The sequence below is a fragment of the Enterococcus massiliensis genome, from assembly GCF_001050095.1.
Lineage (GTDB): Bacteria > Bacillota > Bacilli > Lactobacillales > Enterococcaceae > Enterococcus_C > Enterococcus_C songbeiensis.
This window is the reverse complement of the sequence record NZ_CVRN01000006.1, coordinates 181,592-193,416: the sequence shown is the minus strand read 5'-3', so window position 1 is coordinate 193,416 and position 11,825 is coordinate 181,592. Positions and strand designations below refer to the sequence as shown.

Genomic DNA, 11,825 nt, shown 5'->3' with positions numbered 1-11,825 from the left:
TTAGTTTTTCAACGCAGGATCCCTCATTTCGTTTTTAATAAATTTAGAATAGCACGAGATTGCTATTTTGGCAATTCTAACTTCTTCACTACTTCCTCTTTACGAAACAAAACCATTTTTTTAATCAGTTCCGTCGGTAATGGCTGCGTATAGACAAACTGAACAGCACCTTTTGAAGAAGGGTAATTTATCAGCTCTTCTTGAAACTGTGCAATCGCTGAAGGTGTCGGATAAAAGCCCAGATGTTTTTTCGCTGCAGCAAAATGCACTAGGTTTTCATGAAAATAAAAAGTTGGCATTCCGTAGCTGATTTTTTCTGTTGCATCCGGTATTAATTTCTTAATTAGTTGATAGACTTCGTTTAAAATCGCCTGATGCTCGGCTGGTGCTTCATGGATATAATGCTCGATAACGGTCAAAAGACACGACCTCCTTTTTTCAGAAAAGAGTAGCATATTTTAAGAAGAAAGACGAATAAAAGAGAATTAAATGACGAAATAAAATCATTTCATAACAGACATAAAAAAACCATTGGGTCGGTTAAGCCCAATGGAAAAAGGAGTAATTACTCTTATAAGGAGTAAAATGAAAAATAAAAAGGTTGTTGTTGGTTATGAGTTAAGTATAGCGGTTCTTTTTATTTTTGTCCTAAAAATAACGTTATATTTAAATTAGATAACTCTCGTTTTTTGGATACGTTTTATTTCAGCAACAGACTCGTCATCCGTTGAATCGCAAAAGAAATTTCGTCTGTGGCTTCGTCTTGTTTTTTCTCTGAAGCATCAAATGCCGCCACATCAATTCCTTCTACTTGGAGGCTGGTCGTCATTTCTTCACAGCCGGCAACATATTTAACATACGAACGTTCAAATTTTTTATGGATTCCCATTACTTTTGCCGGTGGACGCAAATTGCTGATCTGTTTCAGCATGTCTTTGTATTTCACCGTTCCCTCGCTAAATAACGCAACAGTTTCTTTCAGTTGTTCTGCTGTGATTTCCGCTGTTTTATCCTCATCGATTGCTTTACGGATTGCTTCATAGCTGGGGTTCATTTTTTCACCGATTTCCTCGGTTGTTTTTACGATATCATTAATTGCTTGAACATAAAATCCTAAATTAGGTCTCACAAATTATTCCTACTTTCTGCTCTATTTATGGCTATTTTACCGTTTTTTTCGACTTTAGGGAAGAGTGACCGGCAAATTCTCACCGACCATCCTTTTTTTCTCCAAAAAGAGAAGTGCAAAAAATTCAGACTACCTGTTCATTTCCTCTGCAAGAACTCTTTTTCAACGCTAATCGGAGCAGATTTGGTGAAAAGGTGGTGCTTTTTTTATAAAAAATAGGTACCTGTTAGTTACAGCTAACAGACATCTTCGGCTCGATTAAGTTTTTATTTATATTTTCACCCATTTTGTAAACAAAACCACTAGCAAAACAACAGATTAAGTACCATCCAAAAAGCATCTCTTGACTAGTCAAACCATCTTTTTTCTACCCTATTTAAAATCATAATTGAACTTCTCATCTCAATCTATCTTTCATAAAAAAAGAAAAGCCCGTTTAAAAGGCTTTTCTTTTACTTTTTATTTCAATCAATAGTTCTATTAGCTTTTGCCCATTGCCCGTTGAATTGCTTTGACGATTTCTACAATCGGGATGATTGCAAAGGATGAACCTAACACGATACCCCATTGATACAAATCAAGGTGTGCAACGCGGAAAATGTCATTTAATCCCGGAACAATGATAATGACCATCATTAACGCAAAGGACAACAGGATTGCCCAGTTGAAGGTCTTGTTGCGGAATGGTCCCACCTTGAATAATGATTGGTGAACAGACTTCACGTTAAAGGCATGGAACAATTGCATCAAACCTAATGTTGCAAAGGCCATCGTCAACGCATCCGCATGAATAGCATCATATCCTTCATGCACTGGCCATTGAATGGCAGACCAGTATACAAATAGAACAGTTGCTGCTTCCAGCAACCCTTGATAAATAATACTGCTTAACACGCCACCTGAGAATAGGTTCGAATTACGTCCACGAGGCTTGTGTTCCATCAAATCTTTTTCGGCAGGTTCCATTCCCAATGCGATAGCAGGGAATGTATCGGTTACCAAGTTGATCCACAACAAATGAATTGGTAATAGCGTATCCCAACCCCAAAGAGTTGCCAAGAACAAGGTTAAAACTTCACCTAAGTTGGCTGCCAATAAATATTGAACTGCTTTTTGAATATTTGAGAAAACTTTACGTCCTTCTTCTACCGCTACGACAATGGTTGCAAAGTTATCATCGGCAAGTACCATATCAGAAGCTCCTTTGGAAACTTCTGTCCCGGTAATCCCCATACCAATACCAATATCCGCCTGTTTCAAAGCAGGCGCATCATTAACACCGTCACCGGTCATGGCAACTACTTTGCCTTCTTTTTGCCATGCTTTAACGATACGAACTTTATGCTCAGGAGAAACCCGTGCATAAACAGAATATTTTTCTACATTACGTGCAAATTCTTCGTCGGACATTTGATTTAATTCTGCTCCAGTCAAGACTGCAGCATCGTCACCAGGTTGGATGATCCCTAAACGTCCGGCAATTGCTTCTGCCGTGTCCCGGTGATCCCCAGTAATCATGATTGGACGGATACCAGCTTCTCTAGCTACACGTACAGCATCCGCAGCTTCAGAACGTTCTGGATCGATCATGCCGACTAAACCAGCAAAAATCAAATCATTTTCAACGATGTCTGATTCCAAGCTTTCTGGAATTGCATCCACATATTTATAAGCCATTCCTAAAACACGCAAGGCTTGTTTTGCCATATCTTTGTTGTTTTCAAGAATTGTTTGTTCTTCTTTGTTAGTCATTGGTTTGATTTCATCAAAGATTTGAACTTTTGAAGCACGTCCTAGCAAGACATCAGGAGCACCTTTGACAGCTACTAAGTAACGTCCTTCTGCTTCTTTGTGGATTGTTGTCATCAATTTACGTTCAGAATCGAAAGGAATTTCGGCTACCCGAGGTTGTTCTTGGACTTTGGCTGTTACATTAAAGCCCTGATTATTTCCGAATTGAACCAAGGCTGTTTCTGTCGGATCACCAATCAAACTACCGTCTTGGGCAATTTTCGTATCATTCGCATAGTTCATAATCTTTAATGCCATATTGTCTTCAGGAATATGTTGTGAAGAGCTGTATTGGCGATCATTTGTATACAATTTCTCAACGGTCATTTGGTTCAGTGTCAGTGTTCCGGTTTTATCAGAAGCAATGATGTCTGTTGAACCTAATGTTTCTACAGCTGGCAATTTACGGATGACAGCATTTCGTTTTGCCATGACTTGTGTCCCCAATGCCAAGATGATTGTAACAATAGCTGGCAAACCTTCTGGAATTGCCGCAACGGCTAGTGAAATTGACGTCAGCAACATGTCGCTCCATGAAGTATCGTTAAACAGTGTACCAACAAAATACATAACAACAGCAATAACCACGATAGCAGCTGTCAGGAATTTACCTAAATGGTTCAAGTTGTTTTTCAACGGTGTTTCTGTTTCATCTGCTTGCGCCAACATTCCGGCGATTTTCCCTACTTCGGTATTCATCCCCGTATTGACAACGATCCCTTTTCCGCGACCGTACGTTACGTTACTATTTGAGAAGGCCATGTTGATGCGGTCTCCGATACCAATTTCCGTACCTTCAAGGACAACAAGTCCTTTTTCAACCGGCACAGATTCACCTGTCAATGCAGCTTCTTCGATTTTCATCGAATTAACTTCTACTAAACGCATATCTGCAGGAACAACATCTCCTGCTTCTAGTAAAACAATGTCCCCTGGAACTAATTCATCACTCTTGATGGTAATGGTATGCCCATCCCGCAGAACATTTGCATTTGGTGTAGACATTTCTCGCAAAGATTCGATGGCTTCTTCTGCCTTCGCTTCTTGCACAACCCCCATGATTGCATTAATGATAACAACCGCTAAAATAATCGCAGCATCCACGATTTCATGGGAAACTGCTGCAGAAATAACAGCCGCTACCAACAAGACAAGAATCATCAGATCCTTGAATTGCTCCATGAATTTTTGGAACATGGTTTTTTTCTTACCTTCATCCAATTCGTTTGGACCATATTGTGAAAGACGTTTTTTTGCTTCTTCACTCGATAGTCCATCGACGGTAGTATCCATCGCTTTCAAGACTTCGCTGTCAGTTTGCGAATAGAAAGGTTGGTTTACCTGCGCTTTTTTGTTCGTTTCCTCTGCCAATGTTTCTCCTCCTTTGATTTTGTCGCTACACACCGCTCTATTTTTCAAAATTGAAAAAAAATAGACCTGTGTATGTAACGAACATACATAAGTCTCACTAATTAAGGCAACACCAGAAATTTCTTCCAGGATTGGTGACGTTGCCACAGCGTATGCTGCCAGTTACTCCCTCATGAAAATTAAATAATTACACCAATCATTATATAGTAGATTATCTGATAGGGCAACATTTTTAGATTTCTTAAAAATGCGCTTTTTAGGAAAGAAATCAACAAATAATCTGTAGCAGTGAAAAAAACCTGCTCTTTAATGATGAGCAGGTTTTTCACTAATCGCTTTATTAGTATTTCAGTTTATCCTTATAGTGGTAGCTGCTATCCCGTTAGAAACATTTGCAGTAATTTCTGATTAAGCGGCTTTTTTTCTATAAATCAGATAGCCACCCGCTCCTAGGAAAAGAACACCTAAAAGTGTGAGTGCAGCATTTCGTGTTTCACCGGTTTTAGGAAGATTTTTCTCACTATTGGTATTTCCTTTTGAAGTACTTGTGCTTGTTGCCGTTGTTGAATCGTTGCTGGATGTCGTTGACGTACTGTCATCCGTCGAATCACTGGAATCCGTTGTAGCAATCGTCGCTGCTACTATCGTTTGCGAGAATTCTGCCGTATAACCATTTGCATCCGTCACCGTTACTAGTAATTGATTCCCTTCTATAAACTGAAGAGATTGAATATCTAATTGAACGCTACCGTTTTCATCTGCAGAGGCACTGATTATTGGATTTACTGCTTTTTGTTTTGAAATTTTTGACACATTGATTTTAGCAGAAGTAAGTGTTTTTCCAACTAAATACGGATCGCCTTCTTTCACTTGTTCAAAAGAAGTTGCTTCTTTAATTTTGGCGATTGCTTCATTTTGGATTTCTTCTGCTGATTTATAAGTTTTTCGTCCTTCGACAGATGCTGAGATTTCTTTTCCCATAGACTCTAACGTCTTGATATAGTTGACAAAAGTTTCTGTATCCGGCTGCATAGCATCTTTGTAAATAGCATCCCTAAAGCCGGCAAAACCGTCTCCTCCGCCAAATAAAAAGTCATTGATGACAACATTATATGTTTGATTTTCTTCAATCGGCGTTCCATCAGATTCCATCATCTGGTGAACCACAAACGGATGTTCCAAATCTGTGGTATCCGGGTTATCTGTTACTGTATAGTTTAAACCGGAAACTTGCAGGAAGTAAGCACGTCCACCTTCCAGCTTTGTTCCAAAAGTTTGCTGATTCAAAACGGTTCGAATTTGAGCACCAGTCATTTCAACGATTTGCATGATATTACCAAAAGGTTGAACAGTTTGTGCCGCTCCCCAAGTAATTGAGCGGTCAGCATCGACAGCTAAATCTGCACGGACACCGCCATTATTTGTCATTGCAAAATCTGCATCAATACCATTTAATTTTGCCATAAAGACTTGACCATCTGTAATCAAATTTCCAACTGGTGATTCACCTAATTCATTTGTTGAACGAGAAATATCCTCAGCAGTTGCTGCTGTACCGATTTTTTGCTCAGTTACTTGAGCAACGATTTTATCTGCCTCTGCTACGATTGCTTCAACTTCTGCATCCGGTTCTATGGTAGGCATGACTGGATCAACTGTCGCCGTTGGTACGTCAGTAAAATCGCCCGTTTCAAGACTGATTTCTCCCTGCAGATCAATAAACGCTTTTCCTTGCGAGGTCGATTGAACGATTCGTGTTTGATCGACAACTCCATTTGTATACACATGATTATGTCCGGCAAAAAATGCATCCACACTATTTCCTGGATAAATATTTTTTACCTTCTGCATAATCGTTGCGGCTTCACCAACCACACCGTTTTCGCCAGATTGTTCAGAAGCAGTATGAGAAAGGACAACGATTGCATCTATATTTTTTTCTTCTTGCAATTCTTTCGCATATTTAGCGATTGTCTCCGCTGGATCAAGGAAGTCATAATTTATGTGGTGCTCCCGCAAAACTAAATTTGGAATCTCCGTTGTTACCACACCGATAAAAGCAATTTCAGCACTTTCATCCCCAGTACCCACGGTTTTAATACTATAAGGTTGCCAACCAAAAGGAATCGCCCCAGTATTTTTTTCAACAACATTGGCAATAGCCAAATCGAAGCCGCCCTTTAAAATTTCAGGCCCATGCTCCTTATTATAATCGTAAACGATCGGATAAAAATTATCCTCTGCTGTGGGAGCTTGTCCCAATAAAATTCGATTGAATTCAGCTAGGCCTTCATCAAATTCATGGTTTCCCAGTGTTCCAACATCAAAATTCATTTGATTCAAGATTCGCATCGTTGGTTGGTCCTGCAATAGACCTGAGTTGGCAGGACTTGCGCCCACCATATCACCGGATTGAACTCTCAGTGTGGTAGCATTTGTTTTATCCGTTTGAAAGGCAGTTTCTGCAGCTTTTAAATGGCTCGCTAACAACGCTGCGGTTCCAGCACCAGAATGGCTTTCAGAACCTAGATGAGCTGTACCTGTCGTGCTTAACGCACCATGAAAATCATTGATTCCTAAAAGTTGTACTGGAATCGTCGTTTCCTCAGCACGTTTTTCTTTCTCAATATTTCCTGTTTCTGCTTGAGAAATTGATTCTTCAGTTGTTTCTTCTGTACTCGTTGATTCAACAGTTGTATTTTCACTTATACTCGTATCTGTTGATTCTGTTGGAACATCTGTCGCAATTTCACTTGTTGCGGTTTCCCCCGTCTCACTTGTCGCAACTGTTGCAACCGTGGAGTCAACCGTCTCAGCTATGGCAATCGTATTAGGAACCGTAACTCCCGCTAAGATGACTAATGTTAACAAACTTCTACCAATCAGACGAATCTTTTTCATTTCATTACCTACCTTCCATTATTTTAACCCTCTATTGAAAAGGCTATCAATAATTTCATATAAGGTCAATATAATTATTAAAAACGATAAAACTTTTATTTTTATGTCCATTTTATAAACAAAAAAAACAGTCTGAAATAAATCAGACTGTTTAATCTTTGTTATATTTACGCAATAATCGCTCCGTTAGGCATCCCTTTTGGTGCTTCGACGATTGCTAAATTCCCTGCTTCATCTTCGGCGGATAAAATCATACCTTGGCTGACTTGTCCTCGCATTTTTCGTGGTTTCAAGTTGGCAACGATCACGACCTTTTTACCGATCAAGGCAGCTGGATCACTATAAAATTCAGCGATTCCCGATAGAATTTGACGATCTTGTTTATCTCCGGCATTTAAACGGAATTGCAGTAGCTTATCTGCACCTTTGACTTTTTGACAGTCAATGACTTCTGCAACTTTTAATTCGATTTTGTCAAAATCATCGTATTTGATTTCTTTTTTGGTTGAAACCAGTTCAGTTTCTTCAGGGTTCCATTTCACAGTGGCTTCCTCGGTTTGAACACCTTCAGACATTTTTTTCTGAATAAATTCTACTTCCGTCTCGATATCAAGACGAGGGAAAATCGGCGTTCCTTTACCTACGACTTTGGTTCCACTTGGGAATTCGCCAAAATGCAGTTCTTGCAAATTCATTGCTTCCACATCTAGTCCCAGTTGTTCAAAGATTTTCGCCGGTGTTTCTGTCATGATTGGTTGCAATAAAATCGCAACGATCCGTAAGCTTTCTGCTAAATGGACCATCACACTGTTTAACTCTCCGCGTTTTTCTTCATCTTTTGCAAGAATCCAAGGTTGTGTTTCATCAATGTATTTATTGGCTCTGGAAATCAACGTCCAAACCTCGCTTAAAGCTGTATTGAATTCCATTTTTTCCATTGCTTGGTGGTAACGTCCGATCACGTTAGCGGCAGTTGTCGATAATTCACTATCAAATGCCGTCACTTTTGATGCATAATCCGGCACAGTGCCTTCACAATATTTGTTAATCATGGCAATCGTTCGGTTTAGAAGATTTCCTAAATCATTTGCCAAATCATAATTTACCCGGGAAACAAAATCTTCAGGGGTAAACACGCCATCACTGCCAAAAGGAACTGCCCGTAAAAGATAATAACGTAATGCATCAAGTCCGTAGCGTTCTACCAACATTTCAGGATAGACAACGTTACCTTTTGATTTCGACATTTTGCCGTCTTTCATCAATAACCAGCCATGACCGTAAATTTTCTTTGGCAATGGCAAGTCTAATGCCATTAGCATGATTGGCCAATAAATCGTGTGGAAACGCACAATTTCTTTTCCGACCATATGCACATCTGCCGGCCAATATTTTTGGAACAGGCTATCGTCATCCGAGCCGTAGCCCAAGGCTGTAATATAGTTGGATAACGCATCGATCCATACATAAACGATATGTCGTGGATCAGATTTTACCGGGATTCCCCATGTAAAGGTCGTCCGAGAAACGGCTAAATCTTCTAATCCAGGTTTGATAAAATTATTGATCATTTCATTCTTGCGGGATTCTGGTTGAATGAATTCTGGGTGTTCGTCATAATAGGCCAGTAAACGATCTGCATATTTGCTCATACGGAAGAAATAGGATTCTTCTTTGACTAATTCTACTTCATGTCCACTTGGCGCTTTTCCGCCGATTACGTTGCCTTCTTCGTCTCGATAAACTTCAGCCAATTGGGTTTCAGTGAAAAATTCTTCATCTGATACAGAGTACCAGCCTTCGTATTCTCCAAGATAAATGTCCCCTTGTTCCAATAACTGGTCAAAAATCTTTTGAACTGCTTTTTGGTGGTAATCATCCGTCGTGCGGATAAATTTATCATAGCTGATATCAAGGGTTTTCCATAATTTTTGAATATCGGCAGCCATTTTATCCACGTATTCTTGTGGTTTGACCCCTAATTCCTCAGATTTTTTTTCGATTTTTTGGCCGTGTTCGTCGACCCCTGTTAAATAAAATACATCAAAGCCCATTAAACGCTTATACCGAGCAACTGCATCACAGGCAATCGTTGTATAAGAGTTTCCAATGTGTAATTTGCCACTTGGATAGTAAATCGGCGTCGTAATATAAAAAGTATCTTTTTCAGCCACGGGCGTGTTTCCTCCTTCTCACTACTGTGAATATGTTCTTTGATAGTATACCATAAATTAGGTTTTGTTTAAGAATTTTCCGCCAAATTGCGAATTCTTTCCCCTTTGTTCCCTGCATGCCGCTGGATATTTGGTATAATAAAAAAAGATCAAAACAAAGGAAGTTGTCTATGACAAAAAAACATCGAAATTTTCTTATTGGCATTCTGATTTTTTCTATTCTCCACCTGATTTTTTGTACTTTTTATCAGCGACTCTACGGCTACTTTAATCTTCATCAAGGTGTGCAGGGCTTTGTCACACTCACACAGATTCTCCGAGTTCTTTTTTTGGGAGCTATCGGTATCGGTGGCTTTCTCAGCTTGCGGGAACAAGTGAAAAAAGCGATTCCTTTTTATTTGGCATTTTTTCTCTTTAACTTGATTTTGCCATTTATTTTTCGCTGAACGGTTTGTTTTTTTTCTATGCGTGCTACAATAAGAATGAGCAATCAAAACAAGCGAGGTGCCATTTATGAAACACTTTTCTTCCAAAGCTGAAGAAAAAATATATTTTGAACAACAGGCAAGCGAAGAAGAGTTTCTTCGCTGGTACAAGCAGCAAGAACAGCCAGAATATGAAAAACCTGCCTTAACGGTAGATATGGTATTGATGTGTTACAACAAGGAAGAAGATCAGATCAAAACCTTGTTGATTCAACGAAAAAGTCATCCGTATAAAAACTCATGGGCTTTGCCGGGGGGCTTTGTCGAAGCAAATGAATCGACTGGCGAAAGCGTCATTCGAGAAACCAAAGAAGAAACCGGCGTGGTGATTTCCAATCATAATATCGAACAACTGCACACCTTCAGTCGACCAGACCGTGACCCTCGTGGTTGGGTGGTGACCGTCAGCTATTTGGCTTTCATTGGAGAAGAGCCTTTGAGTGCCGGTGACGATGCCGCAGAAGTCCGTTGGTTTACGTTGGAACGCAAACGCAACAATATCCATTTGACTAACGGAGATGTCGAGATTATCTTGGATCTGCAAACCGGAACCTCTTATGGTCGTGATACACTGGCTTTTGACCACAGCGAGATTATCTTGAAGGCCTTCAACCGGATTGCAAACAAAATGGAGCATGAACCCCTTGTGCTGCAAGTTTTGGGAGATTCTTTCACCATCACCGAAGCACGGAAAGTTTTTGCTAAATTTTTAGGTATGGATTTCAAAACCATTGACCATTCCAACTTTAAAAAAGCAATGCTGCAATATTTTGATGAAATTGGTGAACGTCCGGTGGGAATTGGTCGTCCTTCCAAAATTTATCGTCTAAAAGAATCGATTATTCCTGAAGAGGGATAAAAGAAACCCAGCGTCATCCATTGGCTTTTCAGCCTTGGAACGCTGGGTTTGTTTTTGGTTTATCATAATTAGTGAGCAATGATTCCTAGAAACAAAAATTTTTGCAAATTTTTTCTATGGCCTAGGCGATCCCTGGAGCCCCTTCCAGTTCTTACTTTCTTTTCTTCAACTGCTTGGTCCTTCACTGAGGAGCATTGTTTTGCCATACCACGTGCTTTTGTACTTTATTTTTTGGATAAAGTGCAGCCAGTCTGATTCGCTAAAAAGGCCTTTTTCTTCCATCTGACAAAGATTAGTCACGTGAATCACATCATATTGCCGAATAATGCCAATCGATAATTCATCAAGATAGGCTTTTTTTCGATCATAATAACGAGTATAAAGAGTGGCAACTTTGTGTTTTTGCTTTTGATAATTCTTTGCATCAGACAAATGGACCTTTCGCTTCTGAGCAGCCTTTGCCCGAGTAGCCAATTTCTTCTCTGCTTTTTTCAAACGAATCTGATCATTTTCTGATAAGAAAATAGGAACATCAAAGGAAAGCTCAGAGGATTCAACCAGTGTTTCCGGTGAAAAGTGCAGCTGGATGACTTGATTGGTTTGAGGCAGTGGTTCGATTTTTTCTTCGCAGAGGATCGACACATAAAATTCCTGACCATTTTTAGCAGAAATGGTGGCAGACTTGATATGACCGTAGACCCTTCGATGGATATTGACAGGAATCAAGGTTTTTAGCTTAGGGAGCTTTAGTTTTCCTTCCTGAAAATAAATCGTGTGCTGCTGATTATTTGTTCGATACGACTGCCAAACGCTTCTTTTGGTTTTCAGCTTAGGATAGCCGGCACGCCCCTCATAATAATTACGAAAGGCTCGCTCCAAATTCATCTGAGCATTTGCCAAGGCAAGGCTATCGGTCTTCTTTAAAAAAGGAAAGTCTTCTTTTAATTTAGCCGGCGTTAATTTTCCGGCGGGCTGCTCAATATGCCGCTGCTTTAATAGCATGTTATAAGTAAAGCGAACACAGCCAAAAGTTTCAATAAAAAATTGTCGCTGTTCTTCCGTTGGGTAGAGTCGAAATTTATAAGCTTTTAAAACGCACATCTATCCAAACACCC

8 protein-coding genes are annotated in these 11,825 nt (G+C 39.7%); 2 read left to right on the top strand and 6 right to left on the bottom strand.

Translation table 11 applies throughout. The annotated features are described in order from the left end of the window. Window positions 1-62: 62 nt before the first annotated feature. The 5 genes from BN1875_RS05660 to metG form a co-directional block, all read right to left on the bottom strand. Window positions 63-419 carry an iron chaperone gene (locus BN1875_RS05660; RefSeq protein ID WP_048603880.1) on the bottom strand — a complete coding sequence of 119 codons (357 nt, stop codon included), beginning with the start codon at window positions 417-419 and terminating at the stop codon, window positions 63-65. Window positions 420-700: 281 nt separating this feature from the next. Beyond that, window positions 701-1,129, bottom strand: coding sequence for a hypothetical protein (locus BN1875_RS05655; RefSeq protein ID WP_048603879.1), 429 nt, complete (start codon window positions 1,127-1,129; stop codon window positions 701-703). A 480-nt stretch (window positions 1,130-1,609) separates the two neighbouring features. Beyond that, complete coding sequence (locus tag BN1875_RS05650) at window positions 1,610-4,291, bottom strand: cation-translocating P-type ATPase (RefSeq protein WP_048603878.1); 2,682 nt, start codon at window positions 4,289-4,291, stop codon at window positions 1,610-1,612. Between the two features lie 408 nt (window positions 4,292-4,699). Next, complete coding sequence (locus tag BN1875_RS05645) at window positions 4,700-7,192, bottom strand: bifunctional metallophosphatase/5'-nucleotidase (protein ID WP_053082151.1); 2,493 nt, start codon at window positions 7,190-7,192, stop codon at window positions 4,700-4,702. 167 nt (window positions 7,193-7,359) lie between these two features. After that, complete coding sequence (gene metG, locus BN1875_RS05640; protein WP_048603877.1) at window positions 7,360-9,366, bottom strand: methionine--tRNA ligase; 2,007 nt, start codon at window positions 9,364-9,366, stop codon at window positions 7,360-7,362. A 170-nt stretch (window positions 9,367-9,536) separates the two neighbouring features. On the opposite strand from metG, the gene BN1875_RS05635 reads away from it, so the two are divergent. Both BN1875_RS05635 and BN1875_RS05630 read left to right on the top strand, forming a co-directional pair. Continuing rightward, entirely contained in the window at window positions 9,537-9,812 is a 276-nt protein-coding gene (locus BN1875_RS05635; protein ID WP_048603876.1) for a hypothetical protein, read from the top strand. Window positions 9,813-9,879: 67 nt separating this feature from the next. Continuing rightward, on the top strand, window positions 9,880-10,710 hold the full coding sequence (locus BN1875_RS05630; RefSeq protein WP_048603875.1) for an NUDIX hydrolase: 831 nt from the start codon (window positions 9,880-9,882) through the stop codon (window positions 10,708-10,710). A gap of 165 nt (window positions 10,711-10,875) precedes the next feature. Here the strand turns inward: BN1875_RS05630 and BN1875_RS05625 are convergent, their stop codons facing one another. Beyond that, window positions 10,876-11,811, bottom strand: coding sequence for an RNA-guided endonuclease InsQ/TnpB family protein (locus BN1875_RS05625; RefSeq protein ID WP_048603874.1), 936 nt, complete (start codon window positions 11,809-11,811; stop codon window positions 10,876-10,878). Window positions 11,812-11,825: the final 14 nt, after the last annotated feature.

Coding starts and splice junctions, on each gene's coding strand:
- BN1875_RS05645 (WP_053082151.1), bottom strand. CDS start 7,192: ATGAAAAAGATTCGTCTGATTGGTAGAAGTTTGTTAACATTAGTCATC.
- BN1875_RS05635 (WP_048603876.1), top strand. CDS start 9,537: ATGACAAAAAAACATCGAAATTTTCTTATTGGCATTCTGATTTTTTCT.
- BN1875_RS05630 (WP_048603875.1), top strand. CDS start 9,880: ATGAAACACTTTTCTTCCAAAGCTGAAGAAAAAATATATTTTGAACAA.
- BN1875_RS05625 (WP_048603874.1), bottom strand. CDS start 11,811: ATGTGCGTTTTAAAAGCTTATAAATTTCGACTCTACCCAACGGAAGAA.